General features: G+C 46.7%; 13 protein-coding genes. 3 read left to right on the top strand and 10 right to left on the bottom strand.

What is annotated here, in order from left to right; translation table 11 throughout:
- Window positions 1-38 precede the first annotated feature (38 nt).
- Together GO755_RS32085 and fabG are read right to left on the bottom strand one after the other, a co-directional pair.
- On the bottom strand, window positions 39-917 hold the full coding sequence (locus GO755_RS32085; protein ID WP_317165999.1) for a diacylglycerol/lipid kinase family protein: 879 nt from the start codon (window positions 915-917) through the stop codon (window positions 39-41).
- 219 nt (window positions 918-1136) lie between these two features.
- Entirely contained in the window at window positions 1137-1874 is a 738-nt protein-coding gene (gene fabG, locus GO755_RS32090; protein WP_157589527.1) for a 3-oxoacyl-ACP reductase FabG, read from the bottom strand.
- A gap of 109 nt (window positions 1875-1983) precedes the next feature.
- Here fabG and GO755_RS32095 point away from each other — a divergent pair, with 109 nt between their 5' ends.
- Window positions 1984-2442 (top strand): YybH family protein, encoded by a 459-nt coding sequence (locus GO755_RS32095; RefSeq protein ID WP_157589528.1) that lies wholly within the window; start codon window positions 1984-1986, stop codon window positions 2440-2442.
- Window positions 2443-2465: 23 nt separating this feature from the next.
- Here GO755_RS32095 and GO755_RS32100 read toward each other — a convergent pair whose 3' ends face one another.
- On the bottom strand, window positions 2466-3725 hold the full coding sequence (locus GO755_RS32100; RefSeq protein WP_157589529.1) for an acyltransferase family protein: 1260 nt from the start codon (window positions 3723-3725) through the stop codon (window positions 2466-2468).
- A 184-nt stretch (window positions 3726-3909) separates the two neighbouring features.
- On the opposite strand from GO755_RS32100, the gene GO755_RS32105 reads away from it, so the two are divergent.
- Window positions 3910-4320: a MaoC family dehydratase gene (locus tag GO755_RS32105; RefSeq protein ID WP_157589530.1), complete on the top strand. Its 411-nt coding sequence runs from the start codon at window positions 3910-3912 to the stop codon at window positions 4318-4320.
- Window positions 4321-4415: 95 nt separating this feature from the next.
- On the opposite strand, the gene GO755_RS32110 is transcribed toward GO755_RS32105, so the two are convergent.
- Complete coding sequence (locus GO755_RS32110; protein ID WP_157589531.1) at window positions 4416-4595, bottom strand: histone H1; 180 nt, start codon at window positions 4593-4595, stop codon at window positions 4416-4418.
- A 145-nt stretch (window positions 4596-4740) separates the two neighbouring features.
- Window positions 4741-6045: an aminotransferase class I/II-fold pyridoxal phosphate-dependent enzyme gene (locus tag GO755_RS32115; RefSeq protein WP_317166000.1), complete on the bottom strand. Its 1305-nt coding sequence runs from the start codon at window positions 6043-6045 to the stop codon at window positions 4741-4743.
- 220 nt (window positions 6046-6265) lie between these two features.
- Between GO755_RS32115 and accC the strand changes: the two genes are divergently transcribed.
- Window positions 6266-7765, top strand: a complete 1500-nt coding sequence (gene accC / locus GO755_RS32120; RefSeq protein WP_317166001.1) for an acetyl-CoA carboxylase biotin carboxylase subunit — start codon at window positions 6266-6268, stop codon at window positions 7763-7765.
- Window positions 7766-7777: 12 nt separating this feature from the next.
- On the opposite strand, the gene GO755_RS32125 is transcribed toward accC, so the two are convergent.
- The 5 genes from GO755_RS32125 to GO755_RS32145 form a co-directional block, all read right to left on the bottom strand.
- Complete coding sequence (locus GO755_RS32125) at window positions 7778-8890, bottom strand: AAA family ATPase (RefSeq protein ID WP_157589532.1); 1113 nt, start codon at window positions 8888-8890, stop codon at window positions 7778-7780.
- 201 nt (window positions 8891-9091) lie between these two features.
- The gene (locus GO755_RS32130; protein ID WP_157589533.1) at window positions 9092-10009 is read right to left on the bottom strand and encodes a PorP/SprF family type IX secretion system membrane protein; all 918 of its coding nucleotides are present in this window, start codon (window positions 10007-10009) and stop codon (window positions 9092-9094) included.
- Between the two features lie 169 nt (window positions 10010-10178).
- Entirely contained in the window at window positions 10179-12560 is a 2382-nt protein-coding gene (locus GO755_RS32135) for an OmpA family protein (protein ID WP_157589534.1), read from the bottom strand.
- A 194-nt stretch (window positions 12561-12754) separates the two neighbouring features.
- On the bottom strand, window positions 12755-13729 hold the full coding sequence (locus GO755_RS32140; RefSeq protein WP_157589535.1) for a PorP/SprF family type IX secretion system membrane protein: 975 nt from the start codon (window positions 13727-13729) through the stop codon (window positions 12755-12757).
- 5 nt (window positions 13730-13734) lie between these two features.
- Window positions 13735-24435 carry an SdrD B-like domain-containing protein gene (locus GO755_RS32145; RefSeq protein ID WP_227687167.1) on the bottom strand — a complete coding sequence of 3567 codons (10701 nt, stop codon included), beginning with the start codon at window positions 24433-24435 and terminating at the stop codon, window positions 13735-13737.
- Between the last annotated feature and the right edge of the window lie 426 nt (window positions 24436-24861).

Raw genomic sequence — 24861 nt, forward strand, 5'->3', positions numbered from 1 at the left:
GGCTTTTGATGTTTAGTTACGTCAATGAGTTAAGAGACTTACAATAAAACCAGTAAACTCCCGGGTAGTATTCGTATTTCAGCTCTACCTGTAGGTAAGGTTAATGGTTCGCCATCGGCATGAATTAACAAGGGTTCACCGGCTTCTACAGTTGCACTCGTAATTGAATGGCCACGCCAGTAGCTGGATTGATTGAGCGTTTTATTGAATAATCGCCAGGTAATCATAGGAGCCGCCTGAGCTGGAAAAGGCCTGATTTCGCATTGTTCCAGTCGTCCATCAGAAATGTTAGCTGTGGGAGCCATCCAGGCATTATTACCAAATTGTCCGGCATTGGCGAATGTCAATGAAAACACCTGTTTCTGCTGCCCATTTACTAGTAATTTTTGTGGTTTATAAGCCTGAAACGCCCGAAAGGCTGTGCGCACATAGGTTGGCAAACCACGTACGGGTTGTTTCGCAAACTCATGGGCTACATACGCTTCAAAACCAAGTCCAGCCGTACAGAAAAATGGATATTCATTAATTTCTCCACTATCAATCACAACAGGGCGACCGTTTAGCGCATGCTCAATCGCTTTCATTGGGTTGAGCGGAATACCTAAATGCCGGGCCAGTCCATTACCCGAACCAATGGGAACAATACCCAGCGCCGTAGCCGACCTCCGTAACGCCTTCGCGATTTCGTTGATCGTACCGTCGCCCCCGATGGCCAGTACACGCATAACACCCCGTTCAACGGCTGCTGCGGCTAATTCGGTTGCGTGGCCAGCATGGGTTGTGAGGGCAATTTCGGGAGCATAGTTTAGGGCTGTAGCCTGACGCATAAATGCATCCTGAAGCAGTTTTTTCTGTTCGCCAGACGTTGTGCCCGAGTTCGGGTTAATGATGGCCAGAACAGCCGAGCGAGTAGCCACTTACGAAAAAAATACAAATAAGATGAGAATGAAAACAACGATAAACACATAGTACCAGCCGTCTGAAAAAATATACGGCTTATACTCGTTGTAGAATTTTCGTATTCTATTCATGGATCGTTTACGGTAAATACGATCACAAAGATACGCATGGTTTCAAGTTTCAGGGTTTAGCTTCCATTATGACCTGGAACATTGAACTTGAAACAACATAACTCTTTACAACGCTTGCCCGCCATTTACAGACAGTACGTGTCCATTTACAAACGAGGCTTCGTCGGAAGCCAAAAATAGATAGGCATAGGCAATATCTTCGGGTTTACCAATACGACGTGCGGGAATAGTGGCAATGGCCTGAGTACGGACTTCATCAGGCATAGCATCAGTCATAGCGGTTTGAATGAATCCTGGAGCCACGGCATTGGCTGTAATCCCTTTCGGTCCTAGTTCTTTAGCCCACGACCGCACCATACCAATAATTCCGGCCTTGGCAGCAGCATAATTCGTTTGCCCGAATGCACCATGAACACCATTTATCGATGAAGTGCAGATAATTCGGCCGTATTTCTGCTCAACCATGTAGGGTGCAATTATTTTCGTACAATTGAATACGCCCGTAAGGTTCACATCAATAACCTGCTGCCACTCGGCGAACGACATTTTCAGCAAGGTTTTATCGCGAGTGATCCCGGCGTTATTGATTAAAATATCGATCCGACCATAGCGCTCAAACACGTCACGGGCTGCCGCTTCAATAGCTGGTACATCGGTTGTGCTAACGTGCCTAAACTCACACCGGAGACCCTGCGCGGTTAAGGCTTGCGCACTCGTTTCACCCTCGGCGAGTACATCCCAGATAATGACGGTGGCGCCTTCCTGGCAAAATACCTCGGCAGCTTTCTGACCTATTCCCCGAGCAGCGCCGGTTATGATGGCTACTTTATTTTGTAATCTCATGGTTTGTCGTACGTAAATAACCGTTCAGAATGAGCGATAAATAACGCTAAATATGTGCTATTTGCCAACCACAGTCGCCCTTCAGTCGTTTCATTAAAAAATAGCAACTATGAATCGAATTATCATCGCGGTCTTACTCTCCTTAATCTACTGGCCGACCTTCGGTCAGCATACGATTGAAGCTGAGTTAAAGCAAGTAGCCAAAGAACGTCGGACTATTTTGCAAATTTTAGAACGCCAAACCGCAGACTGGAACGCTGGTCGAGTTGATAAATTTATGAATGGATACTGGCCCTCAGATTCCCTAACCTTTGTAGGAAAAGTCGGTGTTACATACGGTTATCAGGCCACGCTCGCCAATTACAAAAAACGCTATCCTGACCGGGCCTCCATGGGGTCACTCAAATTCGATATTCTACAACTAGATTTTCCCGCACCCGACGTTGCCTATGTTATTGGGCGCTTCCATCTCACCCGTCCGAAAATTGGCGATGCTGATGGCCATTTTACCCTGCTTTGGCGCAAGATTAATAATCGCTGGGTCATTGTCAGTGATCATTCGAGTTAATAGCAGGGTGCAAGGGCTGGGAGTTAGCGGCCACGGACACCCTGCTCCGTGCTCCGTGCTCCATGCTCATTCACCAACTGCGTGGGTTCTTTAGCTGATAGGCGTTCTCGCAGTTCGGTAACAGGCTTCTCAAAATACTTGTATAAAAGTGTTGACAGCACCAGTACCAATGCCCAAAACAGACCTACTTTGAGCCACCCAACAGTAAACGAAGTTGTTGGGATACGTTCAACGACGTTCAGCATGATAGGCGTCAGATTCAGCAAATACATTGAGTACGAAATCAAACTGATATGGGTAATAGCCCGGGCAATGCCGAAACGCGCCCATAGGCCGGTAGCTGTCCGCCATCCGTCCATATAGGGCATTAGCAGTGCCATACTTACTCCGATTAATGGGAAGTAAAACGTGCGCTTAAAAAATGTGTAGGCTGGAAAAATACCAATCTTGCCGTAGTATCCGATAATAATAATGGAAGCCGAAAACGAGGCCAGCACTGTCATGATCAGGCCAATAACCAGAAGTCGGCGACGAAGCGAATCGTTTGTCCACTGGGTAGGGAAATAATGCCTGACATAAGCAGCCAGTACCCCATATGAAATTGCATCCAGGCGTGTTATAACAATACCCCGGTAGCCTAACTCTCCTTCTGAAATTGGAATTTGAACAGCCGTGATAAATCGATACAGGTTGGTGCCAATGATAATGGTCAGAATGGTTACCAGTACAATTCGCTGCCGTGACCATTGGGCTGATAATAAACTATGCATGACCCAAAGCACCAGGGGCAATGTAATGTACGACCACTCTTCAATGGCTAAACTCCAGGTTTCGGGAAAGAAATCGGGGACAAACTGCGCAAAATTCTGGACAAAAAAGAAGTATTTAAGTAAAGTCCCTGCTGGAGGTAAAGTATGATGTAACCCACTTCGCCACGCCCGAAGTAAGGCAGTCAGAATCAACCCGCCTAAAACGAAGTAATAGTTGGGCAATGTCCGAAACCAGCGTCGCGTCCAGAAGTTGAGCAATAGTTCACGGTCGAAGCGTTGCTTTTTTTCGTAAGATCGAATCAGGATACCACCAATTAGAAAGCCACTCAGGACAAAAAATAACTCAACACCATCGGGTAGCAGGTGATGAATAAAGAGCCCATTGTAGTACTCTTTCAAGGCAACCGTTGCATGGGCATCCACCACAATCAGAATGGCAAGTGCCCGCATGACATCCAATCCAAATACGCGTTTAGCAGTCGCCGTATTGAGCGAAAACAGTTTCGTAAGCATAAGTAAGCACGAAGGTAATGATGAATGATGAATGATGAATGATGTCCGGACTTGTGAACCAGCAATCCGTGGATACGAACTATTCCTGAATCTTCCGTATTCATTGTACATTCGGGGCCGCATAGGCGGCCTCTCATTCATCATTTATAATCGCACCGGCGACCCGGTTATCATACATTTTCCTATGGAATTTGGACTCAATGCTGTTCATCGCTACGCATTTCGGTTTTCCCAGGCCGATGTAGTCGATTTTGCCCGTGTTACGGGAGATAATAACCCCCTTCACCTTGATGCCGACTTTGCTGCCCAAACACCCTTCAAACGGCCAATTATTCATGGCATGCTCGGGGCCAGTGTATTCACTAAAGTGCTGGGTACGGAGTTTCCAGGATATGGCTCGGTCTATTTAGGTCAGACCCTGGAATTTTTACGGCCTATGTTTGTCGATACAGACTACGAAGCCACATTCACAGTACAGTCGATTGATTCAGGCAAGCATATTGCGCAAATTCTGGGTGAAATTCGGGATGTAAAGACGGGGAAAGTTACGACGCGGGGAATTGCTACACTGATGCACAAAGAGAAGGTTGTATAGAGCCATATCGTTGCAGCTCTACATAAATTAAAACTCCCTCGCTAGCATACTATCTGGCGAGGGAGTTTTGATTTTTTGGTCTGAAAGACCGTTGCTTACGCGGCACCGTTCTTTGTGTTTTGAACTTCTGAACGGATTTCCTGCGCTAACGTTTTCAGATCCTGCATTCCTTTACGAACGCGGGTACCGGCAGCCTGGTTACTTTTTTCGTAGAACTTTTCGAAATCACCTTCCAGCGACAGAACCAGATTCTTTACTTCATCGAAGCGTGCCATAGCGATAAGTATGGGTTTAAGTGTGTGAAAAATGCCCAAATTCCGCTAAAAACGCGGTTTTCGGCTGAAATTTAGTCATTCTCTTATTCAGCGCAATAGCTTAGACAAAAAAATGACAAAAAAATCCAATTTTCTCACAAAAACCCTACTCAGTGGCTGCTTCGGCCGATACTTCAAGCGTTTTTGGGGCCACAGGAGCACTATTCTCTCGGTAAACACCCCGCTTAAGTTTGTCGCCCATTTGAGCGAAGGCATTGAGCGTATATTCCACATCTTCCAGAGAATGGGCGGCTGTTGGAATAATACGTAACATGATTGTTCCTTTGGGCACAACCGGGTACACGACAATTGAGCAGAACACGCCCATATTTTCGCGCAGATCCTTCGTCAGGGTAGCAACTTCAGCAACGCCCCCTTCAATATGATGCAGGAATACCGGGGTTACTGGCGACTCAGTATCGCCAATATCGAAACCCCGTTCGCGCAGACCGGCTTGCAGCGTACGAACGTTCGTCCAGAGTTTATCGCGGAACTCCGACGAGTTGCGAATCATATCCAGACGCTTCAGGCCACCTACTACATACGGCATAGGCAGGGCTTTCGCATACGTTTGCGACCGCATGTTATACTTGAGGTACATAATAATGTCGTGATCGGCCGCAATAAAAGCACCAATCGCAGCCATCGACTTGGCAAACGTTGAGAAATACAAATCGATCCCTTCCTGACAACCGAGCATTTCGCCGACGCCAGCACCCGTTTCGCCCATTGTGCCAAAGCCGTGCGCATCGTCAACCAACAAACGGAATTCGTACTTTTCTTTAAGGGCAACAATCTTATCCAGGCTACCTACTTTACCCGACATGCCAAACACGCCTTCTGTAATAACCAGAATGCTTCCCCCCTTTTCGGCAGCTAGTTTGGTGGCCCTCTGGAGATTCTTCTCCAGGCTAGCCATGTCATTGTGGTTAAATTTATAGTATTCACCCATTTTGGCCTTATGCAGCCGAATACCATCAATTAAACAGGCATGACATTCGGCATCATAGACAATTACATCACGATGGTCAACGACAGCTTCGATGGCCGACATAACGCCCTGATAGCCATAATTGAGCAAGAACGCATCCTCTTTCCCTACAAATTGGGCCAGCTCCTGCTCAAACTGCTCGTGGAGATCACTGTTACCTGACATCATACGAGCACCCATCGGATAAGCCAAACCCCACTGTGCTGATGCCTCAGCGTCAGCTTTTCGAACTTCGGGATGGTTTGCTAAACCCAGATAGTTGTTCAGGCTCCAGTTCAATACCTCTTTGCCCCGAAAACGCATATGGGGGCCAAGCTCACCTTCTAGTTTGGGGAAAGCGAAATAATGGTGGCCATTGAACTCCCGTGCCGGCGAACCGATGGGCCCTAAGTTGTTACGTAGCTTCTCAAATAAATCCACTTTTTATTATTGTTTATCAGGGCAAACCCTTGTTTTTTACAGAGTAAATGCAAAAATACGGTTAACTTTCGGTAGCGCAAATTTTCGATTCGATAATCGTTTTGTAACAATAGTGTATTATTGCCAAGTTTAGTCAAAGATTGTCAGGAATCGTCAAGTATATAGTCTCTTAGCGATCCTTGACTAAACTTGACAATTCCCGACACTACCTATTAGTAACGTGGCTAAAATCAATAAACTCCTTATTGCCAATCGGGGCGAAATCGCTCTGCGCATTATGCGCACGGCCCGCGAAATGGGCATTCAGACAGTAGCAATTTACTCGGAAGCCGATCGCAGTGCCCTCCATGTTCGCTATGCCGACGAAGCTGTATGTGTTGGCCCTCCCCCATCGACGGAGTCCTATTTGCGGGCTGATGTGATCATTGATGTTTGTAAACGTCTGAACGTAGATGCTATCCATCCTGGTTATGGATTCCTCTCCGAGAATGCCAATTTTGCCCGCGCCGTTCGGCAGGCAGGTATACTGTTCGTTGGTCCTTCGCCCGAAAGTATTGAAGTGATGGGAAGCAAGTTAGCAGCAAAAGCGGCCGTTGCCAACTATAATATCCCGATGGTACCGGGAACGCCCTCGGCCATTACCGACCGGAGTGAAGCCAAAGCGATCTCTGCCGAAATTGGCTACCCAATTCTGATTAAAGCCAGTGCAGGCGGGGGCGGAAAAGGCATGCGTGTTGTCGAAAATGAAGCTGAGTTTGATGAGCAGATGGATCGTGCTGTGAGTGAAGCGCAATCGGCCTTTGGTGATGGTTCGGTGTTTATTGAGAAGTATGTAACCTCGCCCCGGCATGTCGAAATTCAGGTTTTAGGCGATCAGCACGGAAATATCATTCATTTGTTCGAGCGCGAATGTTCTGTGCAGCGACGGCATCAGAAAGTAGTTGAAGAAGCTCCTTCGGCCATTCTGACGCCCGAAATTCGCGATGCTATGGGTCGGGCGGCTGTCGATGTGGCTCGTGCCTGTGGTTACTATGGTGCCGGAACGGTGGAGTTCATTGTCAACGACAAACTCGATTTTTACTTCCTGGAGATGAACACACGCCTTCAGGTCGAACACCCGGTTACTGAACAGATTACGGGGGTAGATCTGGTAAAGCAGATGATTTACATCGCTGAAGGCAAACCCCTAAGTATCAAGCAGGACGATTTACAGATTAAAGGCCACGCGGTAGAAGTGCGGGTGTATGCCGAAGACCCAGCCAACAATTTCTTGCCCGACGTGGGCACACTCGATACATACATAAGGCCGCAGGGAAACGGCGTTCGGGTAGACGATGGGTTCGAGCAGGGCATGGCCATCCCGATTTATTACGACCCGATGATTGCCAAGCTCATCACCTATGGCGACTCGCGTGAAGAAGCCATCCAGAAAATGATTCGGGCCATTGACGAATACCAGATTTCAGGAGTACAAACGACATTACCCTTCTGTCGATTTGTGATGGAACACAATGCTTTCCGGTCGGGTCAATTCGATACAGGCTTTGTGAGCAAGTATTTTACACCCGACAAGCTAACGCCGGAACCAGACGCAACCGAGGCTGAACTAGCGGCAGTATTGGCGGCTTATCTAATGGAAAATCAAAAGCCAAAGACAAACGGAACGACTAGTCAGGTAACGACTAAAGTAAGTAAGTGGAAAGCGAATCGGATGGGGTGATAGGAAAATCTATCAAAACCCCATCTTTACTTCATGCCGCTCACCCGAAACGGTTTGCTCATCGAGATTGAAAATATCGGCTAATGTCATGGGTTCATTGGTACGATATTCCATTCCAAGATGTGTGAGTAGATTATTGGCTTTAGCAGGAGCCAGCTTGCCAAATGCATAGTCAACCATCAGGCGTCCTTTGCGAAGCAGGGCCTTGTCTAAGAGATGTTTACTGGCATTGAAGGTTGCAATTACCTGTATATGCATACAGTCGGCCAGAAGCCCATCAGTAAGGTTCAGGATGTTTGATACACTATTTGTATCGCCACCGGCTTCACGCGACTGCAGAATCCGCTCGGCATCTTCAATAATCAACACCGACTCTTTATTGTCCAGTAAAAACGGAATAATTTCGGGAGAAGTCAGGTAATTGGTCATGTAAGGTGGCAGAATGAGCATATCCTTTTTGACCAGCGAACTGAGGTGTTTAATATACGTTGTTTTACCCGTTCCAGGTTCGCCGTGTAGCAGAATCAATCCCTTACTCTTGGGCTGAGCCAGCAGGCCAACCAGCCGTTCATGAACCACTGGAAAATCGTCATTGTAATGGAGTTCGATATTAATATCGGGCGGCAAAATCTCAACCCGCTCGGTGTGCAGTCCACCCAGGCCACTCTGAATCAGATAAATATGCGTCTGATTATCTTCATGCACATATTTATGATCCTGAAAACCGTCTAGTAGAGTTTTAGCCGATGTTTCGTCGCGGTAATAGCCATACAGGCGAAAAAAGCGATCACCGACAAACTCGGCTTTCAGAACTATGCCCGCTTCGTGCTGATAAATTCGCTCGATAGCGTGCCAGCCCTGGTCGGTAACACGAATTGAATGATTGATTAGCACAAACCCCCTTATCTCTAGCAATTGCTGCGCAGAGGGTTTAAAATCATCATTGAAATGGAGATAGTTCGGGTAACTGCCAAATGCCTGCACAAAATGCGGAGCAAGCGGAAATTCCCGATCAAGATCGCTGGGTATATATAAATTTTGAATAACAGATTGATTAGGCATACGACTGTTGGCCGACAGATAGCGCAACATGTCGGCCCTAAAAATCTCTTTAGAAGGTTTCAATTGGGCGTTTTGTTACGTTTCTAGGGGGACAATTTACCACTTTTTTTTTATTGTCTTGTCTATTAAGCGGGCAGAATTAGTATCTATTGATTCTATTGGTAATTGGGCATGACGGGATTGTAGTTCAGCAATTTATTACGACGAAATCCAAGAAACAATCGAAATAACTTTCCTATAAATACCTAATTAACAATAGTTTAGTCAATATTTAAACGTCAGCACATTGGGCGCGAAGCGAAGCATGATTTCATGAACACTCTTTTGATCGTATTGCATGGCATTGGGGCTTTCTGGCGTTTGGGAATTAAAAATATACGCCAGTCGAATTGTCTTGGTTAGCTGATATTCGGCTATTGCCTGCACATAATTTGTCGATATAAGCCCAGGACTATTTTGCCGATATGATAAGCCCAGTCCCACTTGTTCGTTAAACCACGCCCGAAGGTTAATATCGAAGCCAAGCGGACGATCGGCAATTTTCGATATCAGTACCGATGGAATCAACACCGCATTTTCGGCAACTTCAATTGGCATACCTGCCTGAACCATAATAGGTCGAACACTTTTATAGATATAGCGGCCTGTTAGGTCTGTCACCTGCCCGCTCAACTCAGGAGCTGAAATCCCGCCAAAAAAGCGATCAGATTGATAGTAAATGCCTACTCCCAAACTAGCTACGGCTCGGTTTATGCTTGTTGCTGTAGTTGCATCATAAAGCGGTATTATACTAACACCGCCCTGAAAGCCAATCGATAGTTTTGCCAGTGCAGGCAAATTGAATCGGTAGGCAGCACTTCCATAGACCCCTTGAGCTGTGTATACGCCCATACGGTCATTTAATGCCTGAAATCCTAATCCGATCCGACCATGTGCAATAGCTCCATCGGCTGACACACTCTGTGTAACGGGAGCATACCGTACACTGATCCATTTACGGCGAAGAAAGGCTGTCAGGTGAAACGACTCCCGGCTTCCAGCATAAGCTGGATTGATACTAAGCGGATTTAATAAGTATTGTGAATACAAAACCTCTTTCTGCGCGTAGGCACGTTGGCCTGAAAGAACCAACAAACTTACAATCAAAAAGGAAGCAACTGAGGTAAAGAAACCAATGCGCATAAGACCGTTGAAATAAAGAAACAAATTGCGTGGTTTTGGTGGAAAAACCTAAAGCATTAAAAAGCTAAAACACAGGGAGCATAGAGAAAGGGTAGCAGGTACTGAGCACTATTATTGATTTTCTCAGTGTACATTGTCCTTTCTCTATGCTCCCTGTGGTTAGTATCTATTAATCCAGCTTCAGAATTTTAATCTCGGTCCGACGGTTTTGCTGATGTTCTTCTTCCTTGCAATTCACACCGTCTTTGCATTTATTCAATAATTCGCTCTCGCCGTATCCTTTTGCCACCATTCGTTTAGCCGGAATTCCTTTCGATTTTAGATAGGCTACTGCCGCTTTTGCCCGGTTAGTCGACAATGTTTTATTATACGTAGCCGCTGCCCGACTATCTGTATGTGACCTCATTTCGATGGTCATGGTCGGGTATTTTTTCATCAACTCGACCACTTTATTTAGTTCCACAGCCGCATCTGGACGTATATTGGACTTATTAACACTGTAATAGATATTATCAATTTTAATGACATCTCCTTTCTTAAACATGCTTATATCCGTTGAACCAAGGCCTTCTTTGGTAATATGGCTTCCCGTGGTACCCATGTTATCTTTCACCGCTTCGATGGAGTAATTGCAGCCAGGTTTTACAGTAAACTCATAGCTCCCATCTGCTTCTGTAATGGTTTCCTGCGAACTACCATCACACTCATTCACTAACACGACTTTTACGCCCACCATAGGAAATTTATCCGCCTGAGTGGTTACTCGTCCACGCAGGGTTGTCATACCAATTACCTCGGCTTCTTTATCGTTAGGCTTCGATAGTGGGATTTCTAAGCGAGAAGGCTGATCGTCTGAAAAGTCTTTTGTTGAGAAACCAACTTTACTATCTACATATCCTTCGTGGCTGGCCAGGAATTTAAAGTCACTGTCTACATCCACGCAAATACGAACCAGCCCTTCTGAGTCGGTTTTAAGCTGCTTCTGCTTATCGTTAGCAGCATTATCCATCGCTATCGACGTATTAGCTAATGGCTGCTTTGAGTCAGCATCGGTAACACTTACTGTCAACTCGCGACACGGATAAAGCGAACCATCCCGACTAAATCGGTATACATCATCGTCGGCGCCACCGTTTTTACGGTTACTACTGAAGTAGCCACTCATTCGATCACCATCCGTCACAATGCCAAAATCATCTTTAGGCGAATTAAGAGGTTCGCCCAGGTTACGCGACAGTAATCCTTGCTGACCGTCAGGCGTAAGCTGTGCATAAAACATATCTAAATCACCTAAACCAGGACGCCCATCTGAGGCAAAGTAAATGTTTCCTTTTTCGTCCACAAATGGAAACAATTCATTCCCCTTGGTATTCACCTCTTTACCCAAATTAACTGGCTCGCCCCATTTGCCATTTGTCCATTTAGACACATAAATGTCGGTGCCCCCTAACCCACCTGGCCGATCCGACGAGAAATAGAGAAGCTGATCATCTTTAGAAAGTGCAGGGTGTCCGGTCGAAAACTCATCACTGTTAAAGGGCAATTCTTCTGCCTTGCTCCAGATGCCACTTGTTTGGGTTGCGGTGTAGAGCTTTAATTTATTTACCCCATCGCTACTCTTACGAGAATGACCTTCATTGAAATTATTCCGTGTAAAGATCACTCGCGAGCCATCTTTTGTAAACGTAGCTGGTCCTTCATGGTACTTTGTATTCAGTGTCCGGCTAAAGCGATCGGCTTCGCTAATCGGCTGATCTTCATAGCCCATACTGATATTATTACCACCATAGAAACCTATTGTTTTCGTATCGTTGGCTGTAGGAGCAGTATAGTCGTCGCTGCCCAGAGGGCGTATCAATTGGGTTCGTGACCGTTTGGCAGATGCTTTACTTCCTCCTAAACTTGACGTTTTCGAACCGCGTAAAGTTTTTGTATCAGGTAGGTAATATAAATCCAGAAAGGGCGTATTGTTCCATTTGAATACCCGCTTGATACCATTCCCCCCCGTACCTGCCGATACAAATACCAACCCCTCTTTATACATTACAGGACTGAACTCGGCCCGACGAGTATTCATACTTAAAAATTCAACTTTGTAACTACCAGCATTTTTGGTCAGCGCATTAACATCACGATAGAGTTTTGAAAATGAAGGAGCCCGCTTGTCTCCAGCCTGTACATTACCGTATTTGTCATAGGCTTCCTGAGCTTCCTTGTATTTGCCATTGCTGGCAAGTGCCTGGGCATAAAATAGATAGCTTTTCGCATACTCTGCCGGTAGATTTCCTTCGCTCACTAAGTCATGATAAACGCGCTCGGCATTAGGCATATCACGCGTTTGCTGGTAACTGTATCCCAATTTAGCCTTCGCATCCCGGCGCTCGTCATCCGACATAGCTGGCTGTTTAGTAAAAGCCTGTTCATATAACTCTATGGCCTTGGCATAGGCTAACTGGTCAAACTGATGGTTAGCCTGTTTAATTAGCGACTGAGCCATCAGCGGACTGACTAGCAGGCAGAAGAGAGCGATGATAGAAAGAATTCGTGTCATACACTTTGGAAATTGATAAGCGGCAAATTCAGAAAAAAGATAGGGTACACTCTCTCTAACAAGTTAGGAGAATATACCCTATAAATAAGCAAATACTGAGCCGAAAGAGTAATTAATGAATAAATGAGGGATTAAATGATTGAATAGCTTAAGGAAGTTATTCAATCATTTAATCCCTCATTTATTCAATCACTTTAGAAATACCGCGGTGTCAGAATACGGTTCTTACCAAATCCGAATTCATACCGAATCATGATCTCGTGCGAACTCGGAGCTACACTCTGCATCCCGTTCATCGTGTAGTCATAGGCATATCCAAATCGGAATTGATCTGTTAGCTGAATCTCAAGTAAGCCAACAACAGCGTCGGTAGTGAACTTGGTCCAGGTAGAAAATTGATTCCGGCGAATCGAGGCACCAATGGAGATCCGATCGGCAAACCAGAAATTGATGTTTCCATCAAAGCCCAATGGAGCACCTTCGGCATACTTCACCAAAAACGACGGTTTCATTTTGATACCGGGGCTAAGCCCTACAACAAAACCAGCTGCTAAGTAAGCCTGGCGAGCCTGTACCGAACGGTAATCGCCTATGTTATACTCGCTTAGCTTGTTTTTAATCAAGCGAGGAACAGATAAGCTCAGGTACGATCGATCGTTGCTCAGGTAAATCCCTGTGCCGAAATTCGGCAGGATCTTCGAGATATTGCTGGCGAAAGCAGGATCAAGCTGATTGTCGGGCGAGGTTTTCACCTCAGTCAGGTTAGCCTGATAACTCGATGCACCCGCCTGTAAACCCAACGCCAGCGTTGTTTTAGCACCAACTTTAATGCGGAAAGCATAGGAAGCAAACGCACCGGCTTCCTGAATCACCCCGATTTTATCACCATAAAGTTGTAGCCCGACGCCAACCCGCTCATTATTCAGGGGCATATCCATAGTAAACGTAGCTGTCTGGGGCGCACCCGGTAGGCCAGTCCACTGGTTTCGGTAGAGTGCCGACATGCTCAGCACATCTCGACTACCGGCATAGGCCGGGTTAAGGGCCATCATGTTGAACATGTATTGCGAGAACATTTTGTCCTGCTGAGCCCGGACCTGGCTGCTACCGATCCCAAGGATCAGTAGCAGCACGACTGCCCAATGTTTAGTTGAAAACTGGTTTGACATCGGTATTAGCGGTTAATCGTCATGTATCGTACAAACTTGCGTCCATCGCTCAAATTAATCACGTAGTAGTACGTTCCGTCGGGTAGTCCGGTTGCATCCGAACCGACTGCAATACCCGTGTTAGGCTTACCATCCCAATCGTTATGGTAATCAGCATTTGTATAAACCAGGTTGCCCCAGCGGTTGTAAACGTCCAGACTAACAGTCAGGCCGGCAGTTCCACGAATCACGAACAGGTCGTTGATACCATCGTTGTTTGGCGAGAAACCTTCTGGGATGAAGATTGTCAAATACGTTGGTGGCAGGTTCAGCGCAGTAGCCTCACGTTCGTTCGAATCGGTTGGGTTTCCGTTACCATTCAGGTCAGGATTCAAACCACTCGTCGATACATCGCTTACTGTACCTGATTTAGCCGTAGCCTGTGCATAAGCCGAGTTCAGGAACGTTGTCGTACTACCATTGGAAGCAACATTCACAACAACCTGAATCGTATCGACTTTACCTACAGCCAGTGTACTCGTGCTGTCACCCAGAACGATCACAGGATCAGAACCACCGTTGAAGTTCGGGTTCAGTTTTAGGGCACTACCCGTTGAGGTAATAATTGGTGCCTTAACAACTGTGTAAGTCGATCCTGTCTGGTTATTAAAGACCTTCGACAGGGTATCACTTACGCTCACATTCTTCAGCGGATCAGGACCGTATGCTTTCACCACAATCTGATACGTTACGTCGAAGCTACCATCAACCTTACGAACCGTATCACGAACCGCCATCGCAACGCCAATATACGAGTTAGACGAGAGACTATTCAACACAATCGGTGTCGTCTGGCTATTATTGCGTGGGTCCAGGTCATTGTCCGGGTCATCGTTTGTACCAGCGGTTGATACATCTTCTACCACATCATCTGTTGGGGTTAAGGCCGTTGCCAGAGCTGTGTTATAGAACGTCAATGTATCTGCGCTCTTCACATCCACACGAACGGTGAAGTTCAGGGTTGCTTTAGCACCGACTTCCAGCGTACTCGTTGCATCATCCAGCATTTTAGTGATCAGACCCTGACCAGTATAAGACGGATCGACAGTTACCGTACCTGTACCAGTGACCGAAATCTGGTTACTGACAATCAACGCACCATGCCCAAAGGTCTGAGAAAGATTATCCTCCACCTGAACCTTTTTGAGCGGTACAGTACCCAGGTTGCTTATGGCAATCGTGTACGGAATGTCATAGACACCTTCAGAAATCAGCGTTGGATTACCTACCGATTTAGCTACCCCGAGTAAGCCTTTTGGCAGATCGAAGCGAACTGTTGTAGACACAGACCCTTCTGGTTTTGGATCAAGTCCATTGTTGGAGATGTCCTTAACTGTCTGGCTACCGTCGAGCGTGCTACCTTCAGCAGTTGCGGAGGAATAGAATGGACCGTTGTTGCCATTGGTCTTCACATTCACTACGAATAGGACTGTATCCTGCGCACCGGCCGCTAATGTGCTGGCGGTACCGAGAATATTTGGCTGTGTATTACCATCGAATCCAGCATTAGCCACTAACGTGCTACCCGTTCTAACTACAGGTGTTCCTACAACACTGTACGAAGCAGGTGATGCAAAGATCTTGCTCAGGCTATCTGTCAGACTCACACCTTTCAGATCCACATCGCCAAAGTTCTTAATCGTCGCCTTGTAGGTAACGTTGTACGAACTATCAGGCTGCTGCTCTATTTTAACAACCGCCAGTGCCAGACCAATGCTTGGACCTTGTGGTGCGCTAGTCAGCGTGAAGCTTGCTGCACTTGTGTTGTTGGTTGGATCACCATCACTATCAGGGTCAGCATCACCACCACTTGTTGAGATATCAGTGACAGTCGTCAGACTGTTAAAGGCGGTTGCAATACCATAGTTATTGAATGCCTTGGTCGTATCGCCTGCTACCCGCTTCACTGTCACATCCAGAACAATCAATTCTGAGTGGTTCGGTGTAAGGTAGCTTGTGGTGTCAATCATGACACTGTTGCTACCTGTTCCGGTAAAGGTCGGATTCAGTTTCAACGTAGATGCCGTGTTCGACAACGTCACTTTAGTATCAACTACCGCGTTTGGTGAGAAGGCGTAGGCCAGATCATCAGCAAGCTGTACATGACGTAGGGTGTCATCGCCAAAGTTCGTCACAACGAATTGATACGAGACTTTGATGAGTGAATCGCCTACGGCTTTCGGAATTCCGAGAACCGATTTAGCCAAACCAATCAGGCTGTGCTTTTGAGCCGATGTGTCTTTCACCGTTACGCTCGAGCTGTTATTAGCCAGGTTAGTGTCTTTATTGTCGAGATAAGTAATCTCGGCAGTATTAACAACATCCTTACCTTTTACCAGCAGTTTAGCAGCAAACACAATCTGTGTTGAAGCACCTGCTTTCAGGCTATCGATCGTTTGTGTAATCACACCGTTCGACACTTTGTAGGATGGCGATGATGCAGGCACCAATTCCAGTCCTTTAGGCAGTACATCACGAACATCGATGTTCTTAGCGGTATAGGGTCCTGCGTTACTCACGGTGATGGTGTAGGTAACAGGCTCACCGTTTTTCACAAAGGCCGTGCTAGCCGTCTTAAGAATGCTTACATCTGTATTGAGTGTATCACTAGCACAGTTGAAGACCTTAACGACAACTTTGGCTGGTTTGCTCACGCAACCAAGTGCATTCTTCTCTACGATCCAATAAGTTCCATCACAAACTGAATCTGGGCGAATCACGATATTTGACGTGTTACACTCACAAATCCGATAGGTATACGAGCTACCTGGGTTCGGCGAAGAAAGAGCTGTTGTCAGATCAACAATTTTCGATGGGCAGGTATTCCGCAGATTGTGGACCAGAGGAGGCAGAACAGGTTCGTTAACCTTCACGACCACATCATCCGATTTAACTGAGCTGCACCCTTTTCCATCGTAAAGTTGAACGCTATACACTCCGCTTTTCTTAACGACAATGTTCTGCGTTGTTTCGTTATCGCTCCATTTGTAACCCGAAGCACCGGCAGGCGCTTTCAGGGTTATCGAATCACCATAGCACAAGTTAACTGCACCTACTACCGTCACGACAGGAATCGACTTGACGCCATCAATAGTCAGAAGCATATCGTCTGTTGCTACTGGGCAGGCTGCGTTGTTGGTACTAACCGACAATGTCAGTGTTACTTTACCCGATAGTACGTCTTCGGCACTGGCAGTATAAATCGCATTCAAGGCATACGAATTGTCGAAAGTACCACTACCACTGGTGGTCCAGTGGGCGGTTTTACCCGCACCACCCATGGCACCACTCAATTGATAGCTTTTCGCAGCACAGACGTTGTCATCAATACCAGCGTTGGCTGTTGCCGGATTCTGTGCATTGCAAGGCGTTTGTTCACCACAAGTACTGATCTGTACATGAATCGCAACTGGCAGGCCTGTGCATCCATTAATCGTCCGTTCAATTACATAGTACGTTCCAGTACCAACGTGCGCTGGGTCAGCTACTTTCGAAGCTACACTTAACGATGCATCCGTGTAGTATTCAAACACACCACCTGTCGTTGAAGGACTGCTGCTAATTGCCTTAGCGAGATCAGCCGTTAGGATTGGACATGTATTGGTGATGTCTGTTACCGTTGGTTGTGGAACCTTCGGCAGTACCGTCACCGCGATTTCATTCGATGGTACGCTCTTACAAGCGCTCGAGTTGCAGCAGCGAGCCGAGAAGGTAGCTGTGCTTGCCAGCGATACAGTAATTGAGTTACCAACCTCGTTGTTCGACCAGGTCACGTAGCTGTTTGGTCCACAACCTTCAGCTACCAGCGTTACTGGTGCACCGAAGCAGGTTGTAGTGCTAGTTGCACCTCCAACGATTGAGATTGTTGGAGCAGACGGTACACCTACTTTGATTGTTGTGTAAGCCGACCAGTCACCTAAGCATTCACCTACTTTGCAGCGTACGCGGTAGCTTACATCTGATGTTGGACTGATTGTCAGTGTGCTACCAACAGTCGTTCCATCCGACCAGATATAAGTGCCTCCTTCGCAGCCTGTAGCTGTCAGCGAAAGTGTTTCGCTCACACAGATTGCAGGCTTGTCGCTCACGATAATTGGAATAGCAGGTGCCCCTACTTTTATATCGATACTGTGCGACGGTTCACTGGTGCAACCATTCTTGGTACAGGTAGCCATAAGCCACACATAGTCATAAATCGTCTTCTCGATAGTTGCACCGATTGACCCATCTAACCAAGTTACTATACCTCCTTCGCAACCAAGAGCCGTTATCGTTACTTTACTACCGAAGCAGGCGGTGATTGCCGGACCAGGCGATATGGTTGGTGGTGCTACAACATTTACTGTTACATCAGCACCAGTTCCATCCAGATCTGCACACGTATTACGAATCAATTGTGCTACGTCGCCAGCAGTTGTAATGCCTACTTTCACCTGCGACACATCAAAATAGCCCTTATCTCCTGTGTTGCCATTATAAATCAGCGTTCGGATGTTATACAATGCGCTTTCCGAAGGTACGATGAAGCTTGGCGTAGTACTGGTTTGCAGAATCACACCGCCTTTCGTCAGCAGGTATACTAATGAATAACCAGAAGGCTGTAAAAGTCCGCCATTGAGCGTTGCCGCTACGGTTACAGTACCGCTTGAGGAACCACAAACTGTTCCATTCACAGCTATCAGTGTTCCAGCTTTAGCTATGCAATCACCTGGGTTGATGATAATGGTAGTCGATGGATCACTCAGACATTCGCGGAACTGACACTGTGCATAGTACGTCTGCGTACCTTCTGGCCGCACAACAATAGAGGCTCCTTTGTTATTTCCGTTAATGTCGTTGGCCGACCAGATTACTGTACCCGCACAACCTGATGCCGACAATGTAACTGTACCACCTGGCTCAACAGTCGTAGCAGACGCAGTAATTGTTGGAATCGCCATTGGGATCACCGTGATCGTATATCCGTCAGTCGTCGTGCTTTTACAAACGCCCTCCTGACAGTAAACGGTGTAGGCTGTGGTTACCGTTGGCGACACAACAATGCTCGTTGTTGTTTCACCCGTGCTCCAGTAAGGTGTACCCTGGCAATTTTTCACCGACAGTTTCACTTGTTCACCTGGGCAGATCGTATCAGCACTACACAGACAGCGAACAATAACAGGCGTTGGCGTCGGTGTTACAGTAATATTGATAACGTTCGACTTACCAGTGCCACAGAGTGTACTGCTGGTTGGCTGGCAAAGTGCGTAGAACTCATGATTACCAGGCGTTGCCGTTACTGACACAACCGAACCAAGCTGTCCATCAGACCATTTCACCGTTCCATCACAGCCTGTAGCTGTCAGCGAGACAATTCCACCGTTGCAGACAGCCAATGTCGACGCTGCAACTGTTGGTGCTGGGGTCTTCGACGTATTGACTGTTACACGAATCTTGTTCGATGGATCACTCTCACAAGAACCCTGTTTGCAGGTAGCATAGTAGTCTTTGGTTTCGGTTGGGTAGATGTCAATCGAAGCTCCAACCTTATCTACGCCATGCCATTGAACCGTACCGTTGCAGCCTGTAGCCGTTAGCGATACGAGATCTCCGCTACAGATAAGCGTTTTGTTAACTCTAACAATCGGCGATGCTGGATTAACAACCGCAACATTTACCGTATTAGATGGCTCACTTAGGCAGGTCCGGAACTTACACTGAGCGAAGTAGCTAACGTTAGCTGTAGGATATACCGTGATGCTTGGACCGGTCTTACCTTCTACATTCCAGTAAACGGTTCCGTTACAATCGGCAGCCGTTAGGATCACAGCACCGCCGGCACAGATCGTATCAGCACTGGCTGTTACGGTCGGGATAACTGGTGCCACTATCTTAATAGTATAGACAGGAGACGATTTGCTCACACAGGCACCATTCTTACAATACACCGAGTAGCTATTGCTGCCAAGCGCTGGCGTAACAATGATGCTACTTGTTGTGGCTGTACTGTTATTCCAGACTGGCGTACCGAGGCAGTTCGCAACGGTCAGCGTCGCAGTCTCACCTGGACACACAACCGATGTACTCCAAACGATTGTTGGTGTTGGAATATCCGTCGTGATGTTAATCGTTTTCACAGCCGGATTGCTCAAGCAGCTAGCGATCCGACACTGAGCCGTATAGGTCGTTTTGCCATAAGGCGTAACGACAATCGAAGTACCTGTTTGGGCCTTATCAGACCATTCGATTATACCACCCGCACAACCTGACGCAGTTAACGTTACAGATGTACCTGGGCAAACATTATCAGCACTGGCCGTAATCGTTGGCGTTTGTGGCTCTACAGTCGTTACCGTAATCGAGTTCGATGCAGTACTTATGCACTGACCAACTACGCAACTAGCCGTATAAATCGTTGTTACGCCTGGTGTCGCAAAAATTGTCGCACCACGATGACCATCCGACCAGACCACTGTACCATCCGTACATCCTTTCGCACTCAGCGTCGTTGTGCCACCTTTGCAAATTTCGGTGATTGCACAAACGATAGTTGGTGGGATAACGGCGCACAGATTAACCGGAATCGTAACTGATGAGGTATCATTCGCCGTGTAGTTCGGGTCGTTATCTGGACTGCCTACAATCGCTGTATTCTTAATCGAACTAGAACCCACGATAGTTGCTTCGATCAACAGGTTACGATCTGAATTAGCCGTCAACGTACCGATTGTCCAGATGCCCGTTGCTGGACTATACTGACCAACTGGGGTCGAACTTACATACGTCAGCGAGGCAGGTAGTACATCTGTCACGTTCACGCTGTTAGCCGTTATCGGACCGTTATTCGTGACTGTGATGGCGTAAGTGATTTTCTGTCCTACACTGTATGGGCCAGGCGTCACTACTGTCTTCAATACCGCCAGATCAGCCCGGCATGTACCAATGGTGATCGTCAATGACGAGCGCGTACTTACGCAACCAGCATCGTTGAAAGCTTCAGCATAGTAAACAACAGAGCCCGTTTTCGATGGTGTTATCACCAATTTTCCACCGCTTTGTGTTGTACCAATCAGCTTTCCATCCTGATCATACCAGTTGATTCTGGCACCGGGTGCAAAACCGATCAGTTTGGTGCTGCTACCCTGGCAAACCAATGTATCGTCACAAGCCACATTAAATGGAGCATCTGGCCGCTTGTTAATTTGAAGAATCAGCGAGCTAGTCGCAGCCTGACAAACGCCACCTACTCCATCTGGATCGTTGGTTGTCGCTGTAATCAGGACATTGCCTGCTATAATATCAGCTGCTGACGGTGTATAAGTAGCTGTCAGGCTGGCGGCATTACTAAATATGCCTGTACCATTTGACGACCAGATTACACTTGTTGCCGAACCAGAGAGCACAGCTTTGAGCGGAATAACATCTCCAGAACAGGCTAATACGCCTGGACCCACATTCACACCCGCTACGTTCTGGCAGTTGCAGTCAACAATTTCAACAGTCAATACCGTTGGATTGCTGTAGCAGTTACCTGATTTAGCAAACAGATAGTATTTACCCGCTCCTACAGCAGTCAGGTTCGTTACCCGTGTAGCAACCGAGCGATTTATGCTCGTATACCACTCGTATGTCAAACTCGTGTCATGGTTTTCAACCTCCATCTTGGTCAGGTCGACCGTTGTGACTGGGCAGGTATTTCTGATATTACCCAGGCAGATTGGCGCGGGTACGGTCGTAACTTCGATAGCAACCGGTTTGCGGGTACTGGTACATCCATCTACCGTAACTTCAGCATAGTAAATAGTTGTTGTTGTAGGATGAACAGGCACCTCTACACCACTATTCACTGTGGCAAAGGCGGTTCCATCATAGGGCGTCAAGTACCAGTGAATCTTCGCATTTGGAACGGAGGTTGTCGCAACCAGCTTGATTGAGTCTCCATTACAAATCGTTGCATCATTCGATACGATCAGGCTAAAGTCGGTTGGGCAGCTTGGGTAGAAGCCAGAGTCCAGGTTCAGATTGTTCTCACCTGGAGCTAAGGTCACCGACCGGGTTTGTCCCGTAATTGGGTTAGCATCGCTGTTTGTAGCATCATTCACAACTCCATCAGAACCTGCGGTAGCTTGATATCCAGTAGGTGCTACAAAACTTACAGAATAAGGGACTCCTGGAGTTAGACCTGTGAAGAGGTAAAATCCGGAAGAATTGGTCGTAGTACTGGTTATAGGAGAGTTATTACCGTCCAGCAAAACTACCACTACACCTGAAATACCCGGCTCACCTGGTTGTTGATAACCATCTTTGTTCGTGTCTAACCAGACAAAGTTCCCTAAACTCGCACTTGGTATGTAGAAGCCAGCATCCAGATTCAGGTTGTTTTCGCCTGGGGCTAAGGTCACCGACCGGGTTTGGCCTGTGATGGGGTCCGCATCCGAATCCGTTAGATCACTACCCACCTGAGCCAGTGTCGCCGTATAACCCGCTGGAGCTGTGAAACTCACTGAGTACGGCACACCCGGTGTCAAGCCTGTGAAACTGTAAATGCCACTTCCATTGGTAGTCGTGGAGGTCACTACAGTACCGTTGCTGATTAACGTCACAACTACACCCGGAATACCTGGTTCGCCGTCATCTTGTATACCATCCTTATCCAGATCAACCCATACGTAGTTACCCAACGAGGCACTTGGTATGTAGAACCCAGCATCTAAGTTCAGGTTGTTCTCGCCTGGGGCTAAGGTTACCGACCGGGTTAGGCCTGTGATGGGGTCCGCATCCGAATCCGTCAAATCACCACCCACCTGAGCCAGTGTCGCCGTATAACCCGCCGGAGCCGTAAAACTCACTGAGTACGGCACACCCGGTGTCAAGCCCGTGAAGCTATAGATGCCACTACCGTTTGTGGTCGTGGAGGTTACTACCGTACCGTTGCTAATCAACGTCACGACTACACCCGGAATACCTGGTTCGCCAGTATCCTGTATTCCATCTTTATCCAGATCAGCCCATACGTAGTTACCCAGTGAAGCTGTTGGTAAGAAGAAGCCTGCATCTACAGTAGGATTGTTTCGTGCGGTGCTGGATACAGGCTGGCTCGTATCTATTGTATATACGCCAGTAAAACCGTTTAGCCCAGCATCACTATCTAAATCATCAGGCACACTTGCAGCATTAGCCGATGTAGATTGATAGCCGGTTGGGGCAATAAACCTTACAACATAACTACCATCAGTTAGGCTATCAAACAGGTATTTACCGCCACCTGCAGTAACGGTTGAATCCAATTTAGTAGTACCAGATTGATCGTATAAATAAACTTTTACACCATCTATACCAGGCTCACCACTTGTTTGCGCACCATCTTTATTCGTGTCCTGCCATACAAAATCACCCAAACTGCCATAAGGCCCCTGAATGACCTGAATATCGCAGCAACTTGTAGCAGGACAGCTATTACGGTATGTTATGAATCGATAAGTACCAGGACTTTTAATTGTTAGCGAAAAATCACTGTTAACTTCCGCTAACGAAGTTGATACTACAGATGTACTAATTGGTGTGTCGTTTCGATACCAGACAATCTGATCATAACCAGATGGGATCGTTACAGTATATTCATCACCAGCATACCAAAGGATAGGAACCGAAAAACAAACAGCGTCATAATCATCTTGTACCAAACTTTGATCGTTAGGTACTGAATCCGAATCTGTCTGATCAGCTGCAACTACTTCAGCTGTATTAAACCATACGCCCCGTTCTAAAACGGTAGCCTTCAAAACTACAACTGTTGAGTCGCCCGGCAAAATGGAGGGGATAGACCAGATACCAATAGTAGCCGTAGCCGAACCAGTAGGTGTATAGGTTCCAGCCCCTCGTGTAATAGTGGCTGACCCTGGCACAAACGCTACACCTCCAACTGGCAAATTATCTTTTACTGACACATTGGTTGCCGTGGTTGAGCCAGGTGCGTTAGCCACAACAATAGTATACGTAACAATATCACCAATTACGGGAGCCTGCGTACTAATACTCTTGTGAAGGCTTAGGTCAATAGTTGCCTGTGCTTGTGCCTGTATTGGCGAACCTAACGACCAAAGCAATAGAAGAGAAAATATAGACAGTACCTGTTTAAAAACGGGCATTGTTTTCCCGTGTACATTGCCCACTAATAAGGTAAACAACTGAGAAAAATTATCTCCTATCCACAGCTTCGGCCTTATAGGTACTGATTCTCCTCCCACATCGGATAACTGAGTCGTTTCGTGAGGAGATTTTTTTAGTATAAGTTGTTCATTCATTGGTCGTTGTGCAAAAAAATGATAGGCTCTTTTTGTAGTAGAAGCAGGCAACCCAGGTGGACCCGAACCGGGTATATCTGGTGGCTCTGACTTAAACCCAACCAACTCCTGGGTACTGCTTTTTATCCGACCAGCGTGTTTCAAAGATGAGGTGAGGAAACAGGCCATTGGCGCAAACATAGTTTCCTGAACCGGAAGAGTCCTTTCCTGAATCAGCCCCCAGATGTAGCGTATTATCCGTCCGACAAAGCGAACTAGTTGGTTCTTCTTACCAAGTGATTGGTGGCACTGTTCTGAAGAGGTGCGGTAAATCACAGGCTCAAGATGTTCTGTGTGTAGTGTAGACATTTCTTCCATCTGCAACTTAATTTGGGACGATCTCATAGCACAAAACAGAGCCGTACAGAATATTTATATATTCTGACCAGCAGACCACTCATAAGTCACGGCTGGCGAATCGGGCACGAAAGGGCTATTTTGCTTCCTAAAAATTAACTAAAACTATGCCAAATCACAGTTACTTTTGGGATCTCTCAAGCAATAAGCGATAAAACACTGTATTTTAGACACTTAACAATAAGTAACTATAATACCATTATATTATTATTGATCCGAATAGTCTCAACATCACCCCTATAGGAGGCATAAGTTGAGTTGGCAAGCAGTTAGCGAAAACTATGCCAACTGCATTGTATACAGCCTGGCTCCGTTTATTTATTTGTACTGCAATCATTGAAAAAATCCAGATACAACGGATCGCCAGTTTATCCAGGAGTTTAAAAGAGGAAGAATTGCTAATTTACGGGAAGA

Origin of the sequence: Spirosoma arboris (assembly GCF_009754945.1) — a bacterium.
In the GTDB taxonomy this organism is placed as follows: Bacteria; Bacteroidota; Bacteroidia; order Cytophagales; family Spirosomataceae; genus Spirosoma; species Spirosoma arboris.

Coding starts and splice junctions, on each gene's coding strand:
- fabG (WP_157589527.1), bottom strand. CDS start 1,874: ATGAGATTACAAAATAAAGTAGCCATCATAACCGGCGCTGCTCGGGGA.
- GO755_RS32095 (WP_157589528.1), top strand. CDS start 1,984: ATGAATCGAATTATCATCGCGGTCTTACTCTCCTTAATCTACTGGCCG.
- GO755_RS32100 (WP_157589529.1), bottom strand. CDS start 3,725: ATGCTTACGAAACTGTTTTCGCTCAATACGGCGACTGCTAAACGCGTA.
- GO755_RS32105 (WP_157589530.1), top strand. CDS start 3,910: ATGGAATTTGGACTCAATGCTGTTCATCGCTACGCATTTCGGTTTTCC.
- GO755_RS32110 (WP_157589531.1), bottom strand. CDS start 4,595: ATGGCACGCTTCGATGAAGTAAAGAATCTGGTTCTGTCGCTGGAAGGT.
- GO755_RS32130 (WP_157589533.1), bottom strand. CDS start 10,009: ATGCGCATTGGTTTCTTTACCTCAGTTGCTTCCTTTTTGATTGTAAGT.
- GO755_RS32135 (WP_157589534.1), bottom strand. CDS start 12,560: ATGACACGAATTCTTTCTATCATCGCTCTCTTCTGCCTGCTAGTCAGT.
- GO755_RS32140 (WP_157589535.1), bottom strand. CDS start 13,729: ATGTCAAACCAGTTTTCAACTAAACATTGGGCAGTCGTGCTGCTACTG.
- GO755_RS32145 (WP_227687167.1), bottom strand. CDS start 24,435: ATGAGATCGTCCCAAATTAAGTTGCAGATGGAAGAAATGTCTACACTA.